Origin of the sequence: Mycobacterium neglectum, from assembly GCF_002591975.1 — a bacterium.
In the GTDB taxonomy this organism is placed as follows: Bacteria; Actinomycetota; Actinomycetes; order Mycobacteriales; family Mycobacteriaceae; genus Mycobacterium; species Mycobacterium neglectum.
This window is the reverse complement of the sequence record NZ_NVQE01000020.1, coordinates 41,426-60,612: the sequence shown is the minus strand read 5'-3', so window position 1 is coordinate 60,612 and position 19,187 is coordinate 41,426. Positions and strand designations below refer to the sequence as shown.

The following is a 19,187-nucleotide window of genomic DNA, read 5'->3' as shown; positions in this document are numbered from 1 at the left end:
GGTGAGTCTTGCCGCGGCGTGGCCCCACGTCTACATTAACCGGAAAAGTATCCTTTAAATAGGAACCGGCATATGTTGAGAGGCGTTGCGGCCATGACAGGCAGAGAAGCTCTTCCGCTCGCCGAGCGGTCCGATGCCGACTTGCCGGGGCACTGGCTATTGGCCCGCCTCGGCAAGCGAGTGCTGCGTCCCGGTGGCCTCGAGATGACCACGCGGATGCTCGCCGCCGCCGGAATCGGTGGCGCCGATGTGGTGGAACTGGGCCCGGGTCTGGGCCGCACCGCCCGCGACATCGTCGCGTTGCACCCACGGTCCTACGTCGGAGTCGACGACACGGCCGCGGCGACCGAAGCCGTACGCGAAGTCGTGAAACCCGTCCAGGGCCTGGTCGTCGTCGCCGACGCCGCGGTGACCGGACTGCCAACCGCCAGTGCCGACGTCGTTGTCGGCGAAGCGATGCTGACCATGCAGGGAGACAAAGCCAAACGCGCGATCATCGCCGAAGCGTTCCGCGTCCTGCGCCCCGGCGGCCGCTACGTGATCCACGAATTGGGCCTCACGCCGGACTCGATGTCCCAGGAGACCAAGGACGACATCCGGCGCGACCTGGCGCGGTCCATCAAGGTCAACGCCCGTCCACTCACCGCCGCCGAATGGGTGCAGTTGTTGACCGATGCCGGCTTCGAGGACGTCAGAGTCGACTACGCGCCCATGGCCCTGCTGAATCCGGCCCGCGTGCTGGCCGACGAAGGATTCGTCGGTGCGTTGCGGATCGTCAAGAACATCGCCGTGCGTGGCGCCGCCCGACGTCGCGTCATCGGTATGCGGCGCACCTTTCACCGGTATCGGCGCTCGCTGACCGCGGTCTCGGCGGTCGGCGTCGTGCCGGTGTCGTGACAGAGTCGGGGTGTGGCAGTGCAGCACGACGATCTCGACTCACAGTCGGAACGCGCGGCCGGGCAGCAGCGTCGCAAGGTGCTCGGTCTGCTGCAGCGTGCGCCGGGGCCAGTCGATGCGCAACATGTCGCCGACACACTGCAGATCCACGTCACCACAGCGCGGTTCCATCTGACGGCGCTGGAAGACCAGGGATACGTCCGGCGCGGTGGCGGAACGAAAGCGGGGCGTGCTGGACGTCCGAGGCTCACCTACGAGGTGGCCCCGAAACTGGACTATGCGGACATCGTGGCGCTGTTCGCCGCGCATCTCGGCGGGTCAGCGGGGGAGCGCGAGCAACGAGCCTTGCGCATCGGTGCGGATCTGGCACACCGAGTTCGGCTGGCGCGCAGGCGAGACCAGACGACGATCGCCGATCTGGTGGTCGCGACACTGGGCGAGTTGGGTTTTCAGGTGCGCTCGGTGCTCGACTCCTTCGGCGAGGTGACAGTTCAGATCTGCACCTGCCCGCTGGCCGAGGTCGCGGCGACGGCCCCCGAGGTGGTCCGCGGCATCCAACAGGGTCTGATCCAAGAAGTGATCGACCTCAATGCCGATGCAATCGGCGCTCACTATCGCGCTGCGGTCACCCCGGACCCGCGCGCAGGATCTTGCGAAGTCAGTTTGGTGCTGCGTCCCGGCACCTGAGTCCCGACTCCGCACCGGAAGAATGGTGAATCCCGTGGACGCAATTTCGTTGTCAGAGATCGGTGACGAACAGGTCGCCGTCGCCACCGCCGCGCGGGCTGGTCGGGCCGCGCACACGATCTACGGTGGTCGCGAACACGCGCTTCGCCAGACGATCCTGGCGCTGGCCAAGGGGCACGGGCTCGATGATCACGAAAGTCCAGGCGAGGCAACACTGTTGGTGCTGCGCGGTCGCATTCGACTCGCAACCGCAACCGCGAACGTCGAGGGTGTCACGGGGGACTATCTAGTGATCCCGGACGAGCGGCACAACGTCGCCGCGCTGGCGGACTCGGTCCTGCTGCTGACGGTGGTCGCGCGCTAAACCAGAGTGCGCCTACGGCAGCTCAGTTCCCGCGGACCTTTTCCGCACGTAGCGCTTTGACGCGTCGCTGCTCGCTCAGCGCCGCTTGGTAGCTGTCGCGTTCGGCGATCAGCCAAGGCGGTTTCTCCTCGATCAACGCATTGATCTGCTCGGTGGTCAGCGCCTCCACGACGCCGCCCCGCTTGAGGCCGGCGATCGAGACGCCCAGCTTGGCTGCGACGAGGTTCTTCGGATGGGGCCCGTTCTTTCGAAGATCCTCAAGCCACTGGGGCGGATCCGCCTGCAGGGCGGCAAGCTCGGTACGGGTGATCGGGTTGTCCTGAAACGCCGCGGGCGTCGCGGGCAGGTACACGTCCAGCTTCTTCGCCGCCGTGGCGGGTTTCATGGACTGCGCGTTCGGCCTGCTCATGGCACAAGCGTATCGGTAACCTGATGCGGTGGCTTCGCCCTCGCTGCCCTCGCTCACCCTCGGTTACGTCCCCGGGGGGACGCCCGCAAAGTGGGCTCGAATCTGGGCGGAGCGGCACCCCGACGTTCCGCTGCGGTTGCGCGCCGTCACCGCGGCGAATGCGGCCGCCGAAGTGCGAACCGGCGTGGTCGACGTTGTCGTGCTCCGGCTGCCGGCTGACACGTCTGGACTGGCCGTCATCCCGCTGTACGAAGAAACCACAGTGGCCGTGGTGCCGACCGACCACATCCTCAGTGCAGCCGACGAGCTCACCGCCGCGGACCTCGAGGACGAGCCGATACTGCTGCCACTCGACCACGTCGTCGACTGGGCGGGTGCTCCCGGCGTGCCAGTCGAACACCGGCCCGAAACCACCGAGAGCGCAATGGAACTCGTCGCAGCGGGGGTCGGCGTGCTCATCGTCCCGCAGTCGCTGGCGCGGCTGCATCACCGAAAGGACCTCACGTATCGCCCGATCGCCGACGCGCCCACCTGCCCGGTCGCGCTCGCCGTCGCGGATGGACCGCAGTCCGCACTGATCGAGGAGTTCATCGGGATTGTGCGGGGCCGCAAAGCTGGTTCGTCGCGCGCGCAGGCGCAGCCGGTACCGAAACGCACCGCGCGGGAGAAGACCCTCGCCAAGCAGGCCGCCCGCGCCGCCGCGGGAAAGGTCACGCGTAAGCCGGGCCGGGCAGAGCGCGGTCGTCGCTAGACCCTAGGCGGCGACTGGCCACTTGTCCCACGCCAACCGCGAAAATGCGTGGCATAACTGGACACTCGGCAGACCTACTTCTTGATGGTGTGCTGCGGCCCTTGGGCCTTCTTGTACAGCGCCTTGAGCATCCGGTCGCGGAACGCGGCGTTGTCGATGAGCTTCACCCCGGCATTGGCCAGTCGCGGCTGTCCAAGCAGCTTGTGGAAGTAGCGGCCGCGGCGGTACTCGCGACCCCACGCCTCCTCCATGCGCTGGGCGTAGTTGGTGAAGTCGTCGGGGCCGCCGTTCTGCAGCGCCGCGATCGCGCATTCGCCTGCGGCGAGACCGCTTTCGAGCGCCTTGGAGATACCTGCACCGGACGCGGGCTTGCCTGCACCCAGCGAGTCGCCGGTGAACAGGACGCCGGGCCGCCACGGCGGCCATGCGGTGAAGCCCATCGGCAGCCGCCACGCCCGCACGCTCTTGTTCTTCTTCAGTTCCTCGATCGGCGGCAGTTCCCAGTCGGCAGGCAGCGTGCGCAGGAACTCGCCGAGGAATTGGGTGGCGTTGATCGACTGCCAGTTCTTGTAGCTGTTCACATAGCCGAGGCCGATGTTGAAAATCCCGTTGCCCATCGGGAACACCCAGCCATAGCCGGGTAACTGGTCGCCCTCGAAAGCCAGCTTCAGGTAGATGTCGAGACTGTCGGAGTCCGCCCGGTTGGCGTGCATCTCAGACCGGATCGCAATGGCTTGGTAGCCGTTGTACTCGGAGTCGATCTTCAACGCTCGCTTGATCGGGGAGTACGCGCCGTCGGCCGCGATGACGGCGTCGCCGTACACCTTCTCGCCACCTTTGAGCGTCACGCCGACGACGCGGCCGCTGGCGTCGAGCTCGGGGCCCGTCACCTCGGCGCTCTGGCGGACCTCAGCGCCTGCCGACTCCGCGTGCTTGAGCAACACGGTGTCCAGGTGCTCGCGACTGACGGTGTGCCCGTGGTCGGGCATGCCGGGGCGCTTGGGGAAGGACAGTTCCCACTGCGAGGGGCTGAACACCGTCACCCGATTGACCCGGTGGTAGGTGGCCACCTCGTCGGCCAGGCCCATCTTTTGCAGGTAGCTGACGGCCCGTGCGGTGAGCCCGTCGCCGCAGGGTTTGGCGCGGGGGAATTCGGCCTTGTCCAGGACAACTACCTTGGCGCCCGTCTGCGCGGCCTGCCACGCGGCCGCGGCGCCAGAAGGCCCGCCACCTGCAATGATCAGGTCGTATCGCTGCGTCATCGTCCTCGTCTCTCCGATCAGCTGTCGCAGAGATAGTACCCAAACTGGGGCCACCCCTCTCATTGAGAGAAATGCCCTAATACATCGGTAATCATTGCGGACCAGCTCTGGTCTGAGCAGGTCAGCGGTGTCCGGGCGGTACAGTGATCGGGTGCGACGAGGGTCCAGAACACATTCCAGCGCTGAGCCGGGTGTCAAGGTGGACGCCCGGAGTGAGCGCTGGCGCGAGCATCGCAAGAAGGTGCGCTCGGAAATCGTCGACGCTGCCTTCCGTGCAATCGACCGTCTGGGCCCCAATGTCAGCGTGCGTGAGATCGCCGAAGAGGCCGGAACCGCCAAGCCCAAGATCTACCGACACTTCGCCGACAAGTCCGACATGTTCTCCGAGATCGGTCAGCGGATGCGCGACATGTTGTGGGCGGCGATCATCCCGTCGGTCAACGTCCAGACCGACTCCGCGCGCCAGATCGTCGGCCGCGGTGTCGAGCACTATGTGGAGCTCGTCAATCAGCATCCGAACGTGGTGCGGTTCCTGCTGCAGGGTCGGTTCGCCGACCAGTCCGCGGCGGCGATGACGACCGTCAATAAGGGCAGCGAGATCACCCTCGCCATCGCCGACATGATCAGCACCCAACTCGAAGACCTCGCGCCGGAACCGGAAGCGTTCGAACTGGCGGCGTTCGCGATCTTCGGGACCGCGGCGTCGGCGACGGACTGGTGGCTGGGCGCCGACGACGACAGCCCCCGGCGGATGCCTGCGGACAAGTTCATCGCACATATGACGACGATCATGGTGGGCGCCATCAACGGGACTGCCGAACTGCTGAGCATCCAGATCGATACCGATCAGCCGATCCACACCGCTGTCCGTCGTCAGCAACCAGTCGCCTGATTTGGCCCACGCCTAGCCGCCCGGCGCAACTCCTGGCCTGTCCCGTGCGTTGACACCCTGGGCCGCAATGCGGACACTGACTAAAGTATCCGGTACCGGCGTTCCCAGGAAATGGGCCCACAACGAAGCCAGGGGAGATCGAATCATGACGGTTGTCGAGCACGCGCCCGAGACCACGGTCGCCAAACCGGTGCACACCCGCGCACTCATCATCGGCTCGGGGTTCTCCGGGCTCGGGATGGGCATCGCGCTGCAGCAACAGAACGTCGACTTCGTGATTCTGGAGAAGGCCGACGACATCGGCGGCACCTGGCGCGACAACACCTATCCCGGTTGCGCCTGCGACATCCCCTCGCACATGTACTCGTTCTCGTTCGAGCCCAAGCCCGACTGGACGCACATGTGGTCGTTCCAGCCGGAAATCCAGGATTACCTGCAGGGAGTGACGGCGAAGTACGGGCTGCGACGCTACATCCAGTTCAACTCACACGTCGACCGGGCGCACTGGGACAACGACGAAATGCGTTGGCACGCCTTTACGAAAGACGGCCGCGAGTTCGTCGCGCAGTTCCTCATCTCCGGCGCAGGGGGACTGCACATCCCGCTGATCCCGGAGTTCGAAGGGCTCGACGAGTTCAAGGGCGCGGTGTTCCATTCCGCGGAGTGGGATCACAGCGTCGATCTGACCGGAAAGCGCGTCGCGGTGATCGGTACCGGGGCGAGCGCCATCCAGATCGTGCCCGAGATCGTGAAAGACGTTGCGGAGCTTCAGCTTTACCAGCGCACCCCGGCATGGGTGATGCCGCGACCCAACAACCCGATCCCGGAGTGGATGCGGAAGACGTTCACCTACGTGCCGGGCACGCGCGCGGCGATGCGGGCGGGAATTTACTGGCTGCACGAGGTCGTCGGATTCGCGATGACCAAACAACCGCGCCTGCTCAAACTCGGTGAGCTGGCGGGCAAGTGGAACATCAACCGGTCGATCAAGGATCGGGAGCTGCGCAAGAAGCTGGTCCCGAATTACAAGGCCGGTTGCAAACGGATCCTGAACTCCGACAGCTACTACCGCGGCATCGCGAATCCGAAGACCGAGGTCATCACCGATGGCATCGCACGGTTCACCCCCCACCGGCATCGTCGCTGCTGACGGCACCGAGCGCGAGGCCGATGTCGTGGTGTGCGCCACCGGCTTCCATGTCACCGATTCCTACACCTATGTCGACATCAAGGGCTACGACGGCGAAGACCTGATCGACCGGTGGAACCGTGAGGGGATGGCTGCCCTGCGCGGTATCACGATCGCCGACATGCCGAATTTGTTCTTCCTGCTCGGCCCGAACACCGCGCTGGGCCACAACTCCGTGGTGTTCATGATCGAGTCCCAGATTCGCTACGCCGCCCACGCGATCGCCGCTGTCGACAAGAAGGGCGCTCAGGCGCTGGCGCCGACCCGCGCCGCCCAGGACGCGTACAACAGGGAGCTGCAGCACGACCTCGCCGGCACGGTCTTCAACACCGGCGGGTGCAGCAGCTGGTACATGGACGAGCACGGCGTCAACCGCACGCTATGGAGCGGGATGACATGGCAGTACTGGCTGGCGACCCGCAGGTTCGACGCGTCCGAGTACAACTTCCTCAAGGCGAGCAGCCGCGTAGCTGTCTAGTTTGCGCGACACGCCAAACACAACATCTCGTATAGCGCTGCTTCGTCGGACCCCAGTTGTAGTGTTGAGGGCGCTATAGCAGCTCTATAGCCAAGTCATAGAAGACCAGGTGAAGTGGGGTTCTTGTGAGCGATGGCGTGAAACTGATTGACCGGGTCTCGGCCATCAACTGGAACCGCGTGCAGGACGAGAAGGACGCCGAGGTCTGGGATCGGCTGACGGGCAATTTCTGGCTGCCGGAGAAGGTGCCGGTGTCCAACGACATCCCGTCCTGGGGCACGCTCAACGACCACGAGAAGCAGCTCACGATGCGCGTGTTCACCGGCTTGACGCTGCTGGACACCATTCAGGGCACCGTCGGCGCGGTCAGCCTGATCCCCGATGCGCTGACGCCGCACGAGGAAGCCGTTTACACCAACATCGCGTTCATGGAGTCGGTGCATGCGCGCAGTTACAGCAACATCTTCTCGACGCTGTGCTCGACCGCCGACATCGACGATGCGTTCCGCTGGTCGGAGGAGAACCCGAACCTGCAGCGCAAGGCGGAGATCGTCATGCAGTACTACAAGGGTGACGAGCCGCTGAAGCGCAAGGTCGCCTCCACCTTGCTGGAGAGCTTCCTGTTCTACTCGGGCTTCTATCTGCCGATGTACTGGTCGAGTCGGGCCAAGCTGACCAATACCGCCGACATGATCCGGCTGATCATTCGCGACGAGGCCGTGCACGGCTACTACATCGGCTACAAGTACCAGCGCGGGCTGGCGATGACGGACGCCGCGACGCAGGCCGAACTCAAGGACTACACCTACGAGCTGCTCTTCGAGCTCTACGACAACGAGGTCGAGTACACCCAGGATCTCTACGACGGGGTGGGCCTGACCGAGGACGTCAAGAAGTTCCTGCGCTACAACGCCAACAAGGCGTTGATGAACCTCGGCTATGAGGCGTTGTTCCCCCGCGACGAGACCGATGTCAACCCGGCGATCCTGTCCGCGTTGTCACCGAACGCCGACGAGAACCACGACTTCTTCTCCGGCTCGGGCTCCAGCTACGTCATCGGCAAGGCCGTCAACACCGAAGACGAGGACTGGGACTTCTAGAGCATGCCTGCGATGTAGCCGGCGGCCTGGTCCACCAGCCCGGAGCCGATGTATGAGGGCTGCAGATGGGAGTCCCAGTTGAAGCCTCTCCCACAGATGGGGTCGCCGTCCGCGCACTGGTCGATCGTCCTATCGGCATAGGCCGGTGCCGGGCCGAGCCGCCTGGCGCCGTTGCCGAATAACACGACCGCTGCAACGTGCTGCCTCTCACTCGACGACAGTCTGTTCGCCCTGGTCATGAGGTCAGCCGCGGTGGCGCCCAGCGAGTAGCCGCCGAGCACTATGCGAGTGTTCGGGCAGCTTTTCGCCATGGATTGAACGTGGACGCGCATATCGGTGGCGCCGGCCGCGGCGTCGGTGTCGGCGACGTAGTTGACTCCGTAGACCCCGATCGACTTGGCCGTCTTGGAGCGCAGCGCGTTGACGAGCACATCTCCGACTGCGCCGACGCCGGGTGGTTCTTGTCGGCCGCGAGCGAAAACCACTTCGGCATCGGGGCACTGGGCCGATGCCACCGGGATCAGCGTCGCACCGGGAACGGGCATTGCTGCCGGGGCAATGACGAGTGTCACGGCGAGTGCGGCGGCGGCCGCGAGGTGGAGAAGGCGTGGAGTTATAGGCCTGGACGTCATGAATGATTTTCGCTCGGCCGACGGCGTACGTTACGTCAACCTGAAGCGGACGTCCTTGGCCGCCGCGTGCGCTCGTCCGGGCTGACGCCGAGGGCTAGCCGCGCAGCGACTCCGTATTGATCACGAAGCGGTAGCGCACATCGCTGGACAGCACCCGCTGATATGCCTCGTTGATGTAATCCGGTGTGATGACCTCGATTTCGGGTCGAACGTCATGCTCGGCGCAGAAATCCAGCATTTCCTGCGTTTCGGCAATGCCGCCGATCATCGAACCCGCCAGGCGGCGTCGCCCCCTGACCAGAGCCGGTGCGATGACCGACATCGGATGCTCCGGCATTCCTAGCTCGACCAGCGTGCCGTCGGTCTTCAGCAGGCCCAGATAGGCATTCAGGTCGAGGTTGGCCGAGACGGTGTTCAAGATCAGGTCGAACGAGTCGGCAAGTGTCTCGAACGTCGCCGGGTCGGAGGTGGCGTAGTACTCGTCGGCGCCCAGCCGCAGGCCGTCCTCCATTTTCTTCAACGACTGGCTCAGGACGGTCACCTTCGCACCCATCGCATGGGCGAGCTTGACGCCCATGTGGCCCAAACCGCCGAGGCCGACCACCGCCACACTCGTGTCGGGCCCTGCATTCCAATGCCGCAGAGGCGAATACAGGGTGATGCCTGCGCACAGCAGCGGTGCGGCAGCGTCCAGCGGCAGGCTGTCGGGGATGTTCAACACATAGTTCTCGTCGACGACGATCGCGCCGCTGTAGCCGCCCTGGGTTGGCTCGCCGTCACGGCCGACGCCGCCATAGGTGCCCACCATTCCAGGGTTGGTGCAGTACTGCTCCTCGCCTGCTCGGCACTGGGCGCATTCCCGACAACTGTCGACGAAGCAGCCGACGCCGACCCGATCGCCCACCTTGAACTTGCTGACCTCGGAGCCGACCTCGGTGACAATGCCCGCAATTTCGTGCCCGGGCACCAACGGATACTGGATGTCACCCCACTCACCTCTGACGGTGTGGATGTCGGAGTGGCAGATTCCCGCGAAGTGGATCTCGAACGACACATCGTGCGGCCCGACGTCGCGACGGGTGATCGTGGTCTCGGTCAGCGGCGCGGTCGCCGACGGGGCGGCATATGCAGAAACGGTGGTCATAAGACGGCCTTCTACCTAGGAATTTTGGCAACTGGCAATTCGCCGCGACGATGCGGCCTCACCTAGGTGAACGGTCGAACGCACCGCGTTCTTCCCGGTGAAACTGTGAGTTAGTTCCTAGAGTCCTGGGGCGCGGAAGGCACCGTTGAACGACAGCCGCTCGTAATTGGCCACCGCGGCGGACGTGTAGGGGTCGCGGTCGACGACGTCCTGCGCCTCGTCTGCGCTGATATCGCCCGTGACGAGGATTGCGCCGGACTCGTCATCCAGGCGACCCGCCAGCACGATACGGCCGGCGGCGACCTCGCCCTTAAGCCATTCCAGGTGAGCGGGTCGGGTTTGGTTGACGACGTCGGGCGGTTGCAGGTAGGTGGATTTCAAGATGTGGAACATCTGCGCCACGCTAATTGATCGGGGCGTTGATCCACGGGAGGTCGGCCAGTATTCCGCGGGCGGCAACGATGCCTTCGCCGGTCTGCCACACCTCATTGTTGACCGCGAAGATCCGGTTGTCGCGATTGGCGGACAGCTTCTTCCATGCGTCGCTTCCCATGACGCGGGGCGCACGGTCTTTGGCCGCGGGGGAGTCGAACGAGACGTAGACGATGTCGCCGTCGGCCGCCGAAAAATCGGGCGAGTTCTCCAAGTCGGTGTCGGTGATGCCGATCTCGACATAAGGCTTGTCGGTAAACCGTTGCGCTGCAGGGCGATCCACGCCGACGGCGGCCAGCACGCTGCCGGGGAAGTTCGCTGGACCGAAGACCCGCATCGTGGTGTCGGTCAACTGCACGACCGACGCCTGAAAGTGGGTGGCGTCGTTCTCGGCGCCGGTCTTGTCGGCGGCCCGCTCGAAGCCGTCGATCATTGCGTTGGCCGCGTCGAGCCGGCCGGTCGCCGCGCCAACAGTCCGCGTGTTGTCCTGCCATGCGGCGCCGGGCGCGCCGGTGAACACCGTCGGCGCGATCGCTGACAGCTCGCCGAAATCCTCTGGCGTCAGGGCCTCAGAGCCGAGGATCAGATCGGGGGTTGCCGCCTTGATCGCGTCGATGTCGGGTGCACTGCGGCTGCCGGCTCCGGGCACATCGTGGATGACCTGGCCGAGGTAGGACGGTTGGGTGCTGGAGCCGTCGGGAAGCGCGGCGGCCACCACCTGCGACTGCAGGCCGAGCGCGCACAGCGTGTCGAGCTGGTCACCGGAGAGCACGACGATGCGCTGCGGATCCGCACGGACCTCGGTTTCCCCTGCGGCATGGCGGACCGGCCGGTCGGGTGGGCCGGGGTCGACGGGGCTGGGTTCGGGTGCGCAGGATTCGTCTGGCCTGCGCTGATTACCGAGGACGCCCGCACTCGCGATCCTCGTGGTGCTGGTGATGACCGATGGTTCGCCCTCGGTGGGTGCAGCGTCTCCGCCGAGCGATCCGCAGCCGGTGACGACGGTGATGGCGAGCGCTGTCGCGATCGCCGCCGAGGAGGCCAGCAGGCCGGCGCGGGGTCCGCTGATCAGCACGTCGCCGACGGTAACATCTGGCCTGCTTGCGGCAGGTCAGCGCCTATCGCGAATCAATTACGACAGTTTGTAGGACCACCACGACTTCCGGACGCACCGGGCGCTAGGATTCATCAGTGAAGACCGCCGGGATTTCCCGACTGGATGTTTGGAGGATCTGTTGGTAGCCGAAGCGCCCCCAATAGGAGAACTCGAGGCTCGCCGTCCGTTCCCGGCTCGGATGGGCCCCAAGGGCAACCTGGTCTACAAGCTGATCACCACGACCGATCACAAGCTGATCGGCATCATGTACTGCGTCGCCTGCTTCATCTTCTTCTTCATCGGTGGGCTGATGGCGCTGTTCATGCGCACCGAGTTGGCGATGCCCGGGCTGCAGTTCCTGTCCAACGAGCAGTTCAACCAGCTGTTCACCATGCACGGAACGGTGATGCTGCTGTTCTACGCGACCCCGATCGTGTTCGGGTTCGCGAACTTGGTGCTTCCTCTGCAGATCGGCGCGCCCGACGTGGCGTTCCCGCGGCTCAACGCGTTCTCGTTCTGGCTGTTCCTGTTCGGCGCGATGATCGCGATCGCCGGTTTCATCACCCCGGGCGGCGCCGCCGACTTCGGGTGGACCGCGTATTCACCGCTGACCGACGCGATTCACTCGCCCGGCGCGGGTGGCGACCTGTGGATCATGGGCCTGGCCGTCGGTGGTCTCGGCACCATCCTCGGTGGCGTCAACATGATCACCACCGTCGTCTGCATGCGTGCACCGGGCATGACCATGTTCCGGATGCCGATCTTCACCTGGAACATCCTGGTGACGTCGATCCTGGTGCTGCTGGCCTTCCCCATCCTGACCGCCGCGTTGTTCGGCCTGGCTGCAGACCGCCATCTCGGTGCGCACGTCTACGATCCGGCCAACGGCGGTGTGTTGTTGTGGCAGCACCTGTTCTGGTTCTTCGGTCACCCCGAGGTGTACATCATCGCGCTGCCGTTCTTCGGCATCGTGAGCGAGATCTTCCCCGTCTTCAGCCGCAAGCCGATCTTCGGTTACACGACGCTGATCTACGCGACGCTGTCGATCGCCGCGCTGTCGGTGGCGGTGTGGGCGCACCACATGTACGCGACGGGCGCGGTGCTGCTCCCGTTCTTCAGCTTCATGACGTTCCTCATCGCAGTGCCGACCGGTATCAAATTCTTCAACTGGATAGGCACGATGTGGAAAGGCCAGTTGACATTCGAAACACCGATGCTCTTCTCGGTGGGCTTCCTCGTCACCTTCCTCCTCGGTGGTCTTTCGGGTGTCCTGCTGGCCAGCCCGCCCATCGACTTCCACGTCACGGACTCCTACTTCGTGGTGGCGCACTTCCACTACGTGCTCTTCGGCACGATCGTGTTCGCGACCTACGCGGGTATCTACTTCTGGTTCCCGAAGATGACGGGCCGATTGCTCGACGAGCGCCTGGGCAAGTTGCACTTCTGGCTGACGTTCATCGGCTTCCACACCACCTTCCTGGTGCAGCACTGGCTGGGTGACGAGGGCATGCCGCGCCGCTACGCCGATTACCTGCCGTCGGACGGCTTCACCACGCTCAACGTCATCTCGACTATCGGCGCCTTCATCCTTGGCGTCTCGACGATTCCGTTCGTGTGGAACGTGTTCAAGAGCTGGCGCTACGGCGAGCCGGTCACGGTCGACGATCCGTGGGGCTATGGCAACTCGCTGGAATGGGCCACCAGTTGCCCGCCGCCACGGCACAACTTCACCGAATTGCCCCGAATCCGTTCGGAGCGGCCCGCATTCGAGTTGCACTATCCGCACATGGTGGATCGGATGCGCGCCGAGGCGCACGTGGGTCGAGCGCACGGGCCAGACGATGGCGACGTGACGAGGCTGGACCACGAGAACGTCCGCACCTGACGGTATTGCAGGGCTACCCGGGGTGAACATGCCGAAGGTGTCGGTTCTGATCACCGTCACCGGACCCGATCAACCAGGCGTGACCTCGGCGCTTTTCGAGGTTCTGTCACGGCACAAGGTCGAGCTTCTCAACGTCGAACAGGTTGTCATTCGCTCCCGACTGACATTGGGTGTGCTGGTCGCGGGTCCTGACGAGGTCGCAGGCGGCGCCGCGCTGCACGACGAGGTGCTCGTCGCGGTCCAGGGCTTCGGGTTGGACGTCACGATCGAGCGCAGCGATGGCCTGCCCGTACTGCGGGAACCATCCACTCACACCATCGTCGTACTCGGCCGTCCGATCAGTGCGGAGGCCTTTGGCGTCGTGGCTCGTGAAGTCGCGGCGCTGGGCGTCAACATCGACTTCATCCGCGGGGTCTCCGACTACCCGGTCACCGGTCTTGAGCTGCGAGTGTCGGTACCTCCCGGCGGCGCGTATGCCCAGCTGCAGGTCGCGCTGGCGCGGGTCGCGGTCAAGGAGGGCGTGGACATCGCGCTCGAGGACTACAGCCTGTCGCGACGGGCCAAGCGGCTCATCGTCTTTGACGTCGACTCGACGTTGATTCAGGGTGAGGTCATCGAGATGCTCGCCGACCGGGTCGGCGCGCACGCGGCGGTCGCCGAGATCACCGAGGCGGCCATGCGGGGCGAGTTGGACTTCACCGAGTCGTTGAACCGCCGGGTCGCGACGCTCGCCGGTCTGCCTGCCAGCGTGCTCGAGGAGGTCGGCGAGCAGATCGAGCTGACGCCGGGCGCGCGGACGACGCTGCGGACGTTGCGGCGCTTGGGCTTTCACTGCGGAATCGTGTCTGGTGGTTTCCGCCAGGTCATCGAACCGTTGGCGCATGAGCTCGAGATGGATTTCGTCGCGGCCAACGAGCTCGAGATCGTCGATGGGAAGCTGACCGGCAGGGTGGTCGGCCAAGTCATCGACAGGGCCGGAAAAGCCAAGGCGCTGCGCGACTTCGCCCAACAGGCCGGGGTTCCGATGGAGCAGACGGTGGCCGTCGGCGACGGCGCCAACGATATCGACATGCTCTCCGCTGCGGGCCTTGGCGTCGCTTTCAATGCGAAGCCTGCGCTGCGGGAAGTCGCCGACGCATCGATCAGCCATCCGTACCTGGACACCGTATTGTTCATCCTGGGCATCACCCGAGGCGAGATCGAGGCCGCCGACGCGCGCGACGGCGTGGTGCGCCGAGTCGACATCCCCGACTGAACTTTCCTCCGGCGTGGACTAGACGACCACCGCCGTCGGCTCCGGCGCCGCCGAACCTGTGATGCTGTGCCACGCGCGCGCCAGCAATTCGACGGCCTCGGTGAGCTGTTCTTCGGGCAGCGCGTAGGGAATGCGGACGAACCGCTCCAGCGTCCCGTCGACGCCGAAGCGCGGGCCCGCAGGCAGGTCGAGGCCCAGCCGCGATGCCGCCGCCGACAGTGCGGTGCTCATCGGCGCGGGTAGGCGCACCCACAGCGACATGCCGCCGATGCCCGGGCCGGGCTCCCAGTCGGGGAGGTGGCGGCTCAACAGTGACTGCAGCAGCGCGCGGCGGACCCGGAGGATTTCGCGGCGTTCTGGCAGTATCTCGTCGCGGCGTGCGAGAAGTCTTGCAGCGGCGAACTGTTCGAGCACCGGGGTGCCCATATCGATCGACGGTCGCAGCGCGGCGATGGTCGCGATGGTGGCGCGCTCGGCGCGGATCCAGCCGACGCGCAGCCCGCCCCAAAAGGACTTCGACATCGAACCGATGGTCATGACCAGGTCGCGTCGCGTCGTCATCTCGGCGGCAAGGGGCGTCGGCATCGCCTTGTCCAGCCACATGTCGAGGATCGTTTCGTCAACGATCGTGCGGGTCCGCGTCTCAGCGATGATGCGCGCCAGTCGTTTCCGGTCACCCACGGGCATGGTGAGCCCCGTCGGGTTCTGGTTGTCGGGGATGAAGTACGCAAGGTTCGGCGCAAGCTGGTGAACCGCAGCCTGTACTGCGTCCAGTTCCCAGCCGGCCTCGGTCATCGCCACCGGGACGGGCCGCGCACCTGCGGTCGTGATGGCTGACAGCGCACCGTGATAGGTGGGCTGCTCCACCAGAACGCGGTCACCGGGTTGCACATACGTCGTCAGTATCAGCGAGATCGCGTGGAGTGCACCCGTGGTCACCAGCACCTCGTCGGGTGCGGTGGGAAGGCCACGCTCGCAGTATCTTTCAGCGATCGCCTGCCGTAGCGTGCTCACCCCGACGAGTTCGTGGCCCGGTTCGTGCAGATACGGCGTGACGTCGCGGGTGGCATCGACGAACGCCTCGGTCACCGCGGCCGCCGGAGCGGACAATGCGGCCGCGGCCAGGCTCATCGTGGGCGGCAGGGCTTCGGCTCGGGCCGCAGGGGCAACCGGCAGCGCCGTCGTGCTGCGCGCACCACGGCGGGCATTGAGATAGCCGTCCTCGCGCAGTTGGGTGAACGCGGCGGTGACCGTCGTGCGCGAGACCCGCAGCACGTCGGCGAGCGTGCGCTCGCTGGGAAGGCGTGCTCCGACGGGAACGCGGCCGTCGATGATCAGCAGCCGGATCGCGTCCGCAAGCCCCTGATAGGCAGGGCCACTTTGACTGGATGTGCGCCAGTTGCCCAGTTCGCGAGCCAACAGGTCCACATCGAGCGCTCTGGCTGCCATTTCTACCGTCATTTGCAAGCCAGTATGCGCTAACTGGCTATTGATGAGCAAGCCAGTTGGACAGATTATTCAGTGGTGAGTACGAATTGGATCTCGAAACTGAGCCGCGAACTGGCAAGGATCTTCAGCTGGCAGATGCCGGCCGGGTGCGTCGACTACTTCGATCGCGATGCCGAGCGCATGGCGCGCGAAGTGGAACTCATCGCAATGCGCTTCCCGCATCACTCGTGACGGGCACACTGCTGCGAGGAAGCCTGCGCGGGACGGCACTGCTGGTCGGGTTGGCCGGTTACGGCTTCTCGATGGCGATGATGGTGCGCGCCGGACTGGGACTCGACCCGTGGGACGTGTTCCACCAGGGCCTGGCCCTGCACACGGGGATGACGATCGGTGTCGCGTCGGCCGTGGTCGGCGTGGTCGTACTGCTGGCCTGGATTCCGCTGCGCAATCGGCCCGGCATCGGCACGATCGCCAATGTCGTCGTCATCGCGATCACCGTCGACGTCGGCATGCTGCTGATGGAACAGCCGACGTCGATGCCGGTGCGGATCGCGATGATGGTCGGTGCGGTCGTCCTCAACGCGTTCAGCACGGTGCTCTACGTCGGTGCCGGACTCGGTCCTGGGCCCCGCGATGGTCTGATGACTGGACTGGTGGTGCGAACTGGATTGTCGGTGCGACTGGTCCGTACGTCGATCGAGGCAACCGTGCTGGCGCTGGGCTGGCTGCTCGGTGGCACCGTGGGCGTCGGAACCGTGCTCTACGCGTTCGGTATCGGCCCGCTGGTCCAGTTCTTCGTGCGCATCACGCCAAAACGCGTTCTTGTCGTCAGCGGCTGGGCTCCCGTCGCCGAAGCCAGGGATCTGGGTGCGCAAACAGTCGCTGGGCGAACGGGGGCGCGCCGAAATCGCTTCACTACGATGAGACGGTGCCAGTCGCCGAAGGAGATCCAGCCGACCCCGACCTGCTGATCGACTTCGCCAAGGTGTCGTTGCGCCGTGGCGGCCAGGTTCTCGTGGGGCCGATCACATGGTCGGTTGAACTCGACGAACGCTGGGTGGTCATCGGTCCCAACGGCGCGGGCAAGACATCGTTGCTTCGCATCGCCGCCGCGATGGAGTATCCGTCGTCGGGGACGGCGCTGGTCCTCGGTGAGCGACTGGGCCGGGTCGACATGTCAGAACTGCGGTCGAGGGTCGGCCTGAGCAGTTCGGCGTTGTCTCAGCGAGTGCCCGACGACGAGGTGGTACGCGATCTGGTCGTGTCCGCGGGCTACTCGGTGCTGGGCCGCTGGCGGGAGAAGTATGACGACGTCGACTACGAACAGGCGGTCGACATGCTCGAGAGCGTCGGCGCCGAGCATCTCGCCGAGCGGGCCTACGGCACGTTGTCCGAAGGGGAGCGCAAGCGCGTGCTCATCGCGCGGTCGATGATGACCGACCCCGAGCTGCTGTTGCTCGACGAGCCCGCGGCCGGCCTGGATCTCGGCGGCCGCGAGGACCTGCTGGCCCGGCTGGAGGACCTGGCTCTCGACCCGGATTCCCCCGCGCTGGTGTTGGTCACCCACCACGTCGAGGAGATTCCGCGCGGTTTCTCGCACGGTCTGATCCTGTCCGAGGGCAAGGTCGTCGACTCGGGCCTGCTGCCCGACGTGCTGACCGCCGAGAACCTGTCGAAGGCGTTCGGTCAGTCGATTGTTCTCGACAATTTCGAAGGACGGTATTTCGCGCGTCGGGCCAGAAGCCGTGCGGCGCACAGGAGGCGGATATGAGTGGAGATCCACTGGTCCCGAGGCCGGCGGCGACGGTGATGCTGGTCCGCGACAAGAGTGCGGGCCCCGCTCCGGAGATTGAAGTGTTCCTGATGCGGAGGCACTCGGCGATGGACTTCGTTGCGGGCGTGATGGTGTTTCCCGGTGGCGGTGTCGATGAGCGTGACCGCAACGCCGACATCGCCTGGTTCGGCCCCGAACCCGCCTGGTGGGCGGAACGATTCGGCGTCGAATCCGACCTCGCCGCGGCGTTGGTGTGCGCGGCGGCGCGCGAAACGTTCGAAGAATCCGGCGTGCTGTTCGCCGGACCCGCCGACGACCCCGATGGCATCGTCGATGACGCGTCGGTCTACGGCGACGCGCGGGAGGCGCTGGCCAACAATTCGCTGTCGTTTGCGGAATTCCTGCGGCGCGAGAACCTGGTCCTGCGCGCGGATCTGCTTAGGCCGTGGGCGAATTGGGTGACCCCAAAGGAGGAGCGCACGCGCCGCTACGACACGTTCTTCTTCGTGGGTGCGCTCCCGAAGGGGCAGCGGGCCGACGGCGACAACACCGAAACCGATCAGGCGGATTGGATCACCCCGCAACAGGGCCTCGACGATTTCGGCGAAGGTCGGACGTTCCTGCTGCCGCCCACGTGGACGCAGCTCGACTCGCTCAACGGCAGGACCGTCGCGGAAGTGCTCGCCGTCGAGCGCAAGATCGTGGCGGTGGAGCCGCACCTGGCCGCGGACACGGACACGGGCAACTGGGAGATCGAGTTCTTCAACAGCGATCGGTACAACGCCGCGCGCAACCGCCGCGCGCCTGATGGCTACAGCCGGGACAGTCCGCTGGCATGAACGAGTTCGTATCGGTTCACACCAGCGATGAGCATCCCGGCATCGCGACGCTGCTGTTGTCGCGGCCGCCCACCAACGCGCTCACGCGCCAGGTGTACCGCGAGCTCGAAATCGTCGCGGCCGACGTCGGCGCCCTGGACGACATCCACGCCGTCATCCTCTTCGGCGGCCATGAGATCTTCTCCGCCGGCGACGACGTGCCCGAGTTGTCCTCGCTCAACACTGCCGAAGCGGCAGCGGCAGCCCAGGTCTGCCGGAGCGCGGTCGACGCCCTCGCCGCGGTCCCCAAACCCACCGTCGCGGCGATCACGGGTTACGCGCTGGGCGGCGGACTGAACCTGTCGCTGGCCGCCGACTGGCGAGTGGCCGGCGACAACGTCAGATTCGGGGTGACGGAGATCCTGGCCGGTCTGGTCCCCGCGGGCGGCACCTCGCGGCTGGCCCGCACAGTCGGCATGTCCAAGGCCAAGGACATGGTGTTCAGCGGCCGGTTCATCGACGCCAAGGAAGCGCTGGCCATGGGCCTGATCGACGAGATGGTCGCCCCCGACGGGGTGTACGACGCGGCGCTGGCCTGGGCGCAACGGTTCGTCGAGCATCCTGCCCAGGTACTGGCTGCCGCCAAGGCCACCTTCGACCTTTAGGCTGCCCT

20 protein-coding genes and 1 pseudogene are annotated in these 19,187 nt (G+C 65.5%); 14 read left to right on the top strand and 7 right to left on the bottom strand.

The annotated features are described in order from the left end of the window. The first annotated feature begins 93 nt into the window (after positions 1-93). The 3 genes from CSQ99_RS17035 to CSQ99_RS17025 are packed head-to-tail and all read left to right on the top strand — an operon-like array spanning position 94 to position 1,948. Complete coding sequence (locus CSQ99_RS17035) at positions 94-897, top strand: class I SAM-dependent methyltransferase (RefSeq protein WP_099040174.1); 804 nt, start codon at positions 94-96, stop codon at positions 895-897. Positions 898-915: 18 nt separating this feature from the next. Then, the gene (locus CSQ99_RS17030) at positions 916-1,584 is read left to right on the top strand and encodes a helix-turn-helix transcriptional regulator (protein WP_099040216.1); all 669 of its coding nucleotides are present in this window, start codon (positions 916-918) and stop codon (positions 1,582-1,584) included. Positions 1,585-1,618: 34 nt separating this feature from the next. Next, positions 1,619-1,948, top strand: a complete 330-nt coding sequence (locus CSQ99_RS17025; RefSeq protein WP_245908957.1) for a cupin domain-containing protein — start codon at positions 1,619-1,621, stop codon at positions 1,946-1,948. A 22-nt stretch (positions 1,949-1,970) separates the two neighbouring features. On the opposite strand, the gene CSQ99_RS17020 is transcribed toward CSQ99_RS17025, so the two are convergent. Next, positions 1,971-2,357, bottom strand: coding sequence for a DUF5997 family protein (locus CSQ99_RS17020; RefSeq protein ID WP_099040172.1), 387 nt, complete (start codon positions 2,355-2,357; stop codon positions 1,971-1,973). Between the two features lie 28 nt (positions 2,358-2,385). On the opposite strand from CSQ99_RS17020, the gene CSQ99_RS17015 reads away from it, so the two are divergent. Continuing rightward, positions 2,386-3,108, top strand: coding sequence for a LysR family substrate-binding domain-containing protein (locus CSQ99_RS17015; protein WP_099040171.1), 723 nt, complete (start codon positions 2,386-2,388; stop codon positions 3,106-3,108). 74 nt (positions 3,109-3,182) lie between these two features. Here the strand turns inward: CSQ99_RS17015 and CSQ99_RS17010 are convergent, their stop codons facing one another. Next, a complete protein-coding gene (locus tag CSQ99_RS17010; protein WP_099040170.1) occupies positions 3,183-4,370 on the bottom strand; it encodes an NAD(P)/FAD-dependent oxidoreductase in 1,188 nt (395 codons plus the stop codon). 151 nt (positions 4,371-4,521) lie between these two features. On the opposite strand from CSQ99_RS17010, the gene CSQ99_RS17005 reads away from it, so the two are divergent. From CSQ99_RS17005 to nrdF, 3 genes and pseudogenes are all read left to right on the top strand, one after another. After that, positions 4,522-5,262 (top strand): TetR/AcrR family transcriptional regulator, encoded by a 741-nt coding sequence (locus CSQ99_RS17005; RefSeq protein WP_099040215.1) that lies wholly within the window; start codon positions 4,522-4,524, stop codon positions 5,260-5,262. Positions 5,263-5,404: 142 nt separating this feature from the next. Further along, positions 5,405-6,929 (top strand): annotated as a pseudogene (locus tag CSQ99_RS17000) (flavin-containing monooxygenase). Positions 6,930-7,066: 137 nt separating this feature from the next. Next, on the top strand, positions 7,067-8,029 hold the full coding sequence (gene nrdF, locus CSQ99_RS16995; protein ID WP_425437830.1) for a class 1b ribonucleoside-diphosphate reductase subunit beta: 963 nt from the start codon (positions 7,067-7,069) through the stop codon (positions 8,027-8,029). Here the strand turns inward: nrdF and CSQ99_RS16990 are convergent. From CSQ99_RS16990 to CSQ99_RS16975, 4 genes are all read right to left on the bottom strand, one after another. Next, positions 8,026-8,661, bottom strand: coding sequence for a cutinase family protein (locus CSQ99_RS16990; RefSeq protein ID WP_099040168.1), 636 nt, complete (start codon positions 8,659-8,661; stop codon positions 8,026-8,028). The genes nrdF and CSQ99_RS16990 overlap by 4 nt on opposite strands. Positions 8,662-8,755: 94 nt before the next feature. Beyond that, entirely contained in the window at positions 8,756-9,805 is a 1,050-nt protein-coding gene (locus CSQ99_RS16985; RefSeq protein ID WP_099040167.1) for an NAD(P)-dependent alcohol dehydrogenase, read from the bottom strand. Positions 9,806-9,922: 117 nt separating this feature from the next. Next, complete coding sequence (locus tag CSQ99_RS16980) at positions 9,923-10,198, bottom strand: YciI family protein (protein ID WP_099040214.1); 276 nt, start codon at positions 10,196-10,198, stop codon at positions 9,923-9,925. 10 nt (positions 10,199-10,208) lie between these two features. Then, entirely contained in the window at positions 10,209-11,312 is a 1,104-nt protein-coding gene (locus tag CSQ99_RS16975; RefSeq protein ID WP_099040166.1) for an iron-siderophore ABC transporter substrate-binding protein, read from the bottom strand. A 160-nt stretch (positions 11,313-11,472) separates the two neighbouring features. Between CSQ99_RS16975 and ctaD the strand changes: the two genes are divergently transcribed. Both ctaD and serB read left to right on the top strand, forming a co-directional pair. Further along, complete coding sequence (gene ctaD, locus CSQ99_RS16970; RefSeq protein WP_099040213.1) at positions 11,473-13,218, top strand: aa3-type cytochrome oxidase subunit I; 1,746 nt, start codon at positions 11,473-11,475, stop codon at positions 13,216-13,218. A gap of 28 nt (positions 13,219-13,246) precedes the next feature. Beyond that, positions 13,247-14,473, top strand: coding sequence for a phosphoserine phosphatase SerB (gene serB, locus CSQ99_RS16965; RefSeq protein WP_099040212.1), 1,227 nt, complete (start codon positions 13,247-13,249; stop codon positions 14,471-14,473). Between the two features lie 18 nt (positions 14,474-14,491). On the opposite strand, the gene yczR is transcribed toward serB, so the two are convergent. Beyond that, on the bottom strand, positions 14,492-15,934 hold the full coding sequence (gene yczR / locus CSQ99_RS16960; protein ID WP_099040165.1) for a MocR-like transcription factor YczR: 1,443 nt from the start codon (positions 15,932-15,934) through the stop codon (positions 14,492-14,494). A gap of 63 nt (positions 15,935-15,997) precedes the next feature. Between yczR and CSQ99_RS16955 the strand changes: the two genes are divergently transcribed. From CSQ99_RS16955 to CSQ99_RS16935, 5 genes are read left to right on the top strand one after another with little or no spacing between them, the layout of a single operon-like run. Continuing rightward, on the top strand, positions 15,998-16,153 hold the full coding sequence (locus CSQ99_RS16955) for a hypothetical protein (RefSeq protein ID WP_245908956.1): 156 nt from the start codon (positions 15,998-16,000) through the stop codon (positions 16,151-16,153). 11 nt (positions 16,154-16,164) lie between these two features. Further along, entirely contained in the window at positions 16,165-16,893 is a 729-nt protein-coding gene (gene yczE / locus CSQ99_RS16950) for a membrane protein YczE (RefSeq protein ID WP_099040211.1), read from the top strand. Further along, positions 16,851-17,693 carry an ABC transporter ATP-binding protein gene (locus CSQ99_RS16945; RefSeq protein ID WP_099040164.1) on the top strand — a complete coding sequence of 281 codons (843 nt, stop codon included), beginning with the start codon at positions 16,851-16,853 and terminating at the stop codon, positions 17,691-17,693. The genes yczE and CSQ99_RS16945 overlap by 43 nt, the downstream gene beginning before the upstream one ends. Then, entirely contained in the window at positions 17,690-18,535 is an 846-nt protein-coding gene (locus tag CSQ99_RS16940; protein ID WP_099040163.1) for an NUDIX hydrolase, read from the top strand. The genes CSQ99_RS16945 and CSQ99_RS16940 overlap by 4 nt, the downstream gene beginning before the upstream one ends. Then, a complete protein-coding gene (locus tag CSQ99_RS16935) occupies positions 18,532-19,179 on the top strand; it encodes an enoyl-CoA hydratase (RefSeq protein WP_099040162.1) in 648 nt (215 codons plus the stop codon). Before CSQ99_RS16940 ends, CSQ99_RS16935 begins: the two co-directional genes overlap by 4 nt. The last annotated feature ends 8 nt before the right edge of the window (positions 19,180-19,187 follow it).

Coding starts and splice junctions, on each gene's coding strand:
- CSQ99_RS16985 (WP_099040167.1), bottom strand. CDS start 9,805: ATGACCACCGTTTCTGCATATGCCGCCCCGTCGGCGACCGCGCCGCTG.
- CSQ99_RS17010 (WP_099040170.1), bottom strand. CDS start 4,370: ATGACGCAGCGATACGACCTGATCATTGCAGGTGGCGGGCCTTCTGGC.
- serB (WP_099040212.1), top strand. CDS start 13,247: ATGCCGAAGGTGTCGGTTCTGATCACCGTCACCGGACCCGATCAACCA.
- CSQ99_RS16940 (WP_099040163.1), top strand. CDS start 17,690: ATGAGTGGAGATCCACTGGTCCCGAGGCCGGCGGCGACGGTGATGCTG.
- yczR (WP_099040165.1), bottom strand. CDS start 15,934: ATGACGGTAGAAATGGCAGCCAGAGCGCTCGATGTGGACCTGTTGGCT.
- CSQ99_RS16990 (WP_099040168.1), bottom strand. CDS start 8,661: ATGACGTCCAGGCCTATAACTCCACGCCTTCTCCACCTCGCGGCCGCC.
- CSQ99_RS17020 (WP_099040172.1), bottom strand. CDS start 2,357: ATGAGCAGGCCGAACGCGCAGTCCATGAAACCCGCCACGGCGGCGAAG.
- CSQ99_RS16980 (WP_099040214.1), bottom strand. CDS start 10,198: ATGTTCCACATCTTGAAATCCACCTACCTGCAACCGCCCGACGTCGTC.
- CSQ99_RS17035 (WP_099040174.1), top strand. CDS start 94: ATGACAGGCAGAGAAGCTCTTCCGCTCGCCGAGCGGTCCGATGCCGAC.
- CSQ99_RS16935 (WP_099040162.1), top strand. CDS start 18,532: ATGAACGAGTTCGTATCGGTTCACACCAGCGATGAGCATCCCGGCATC.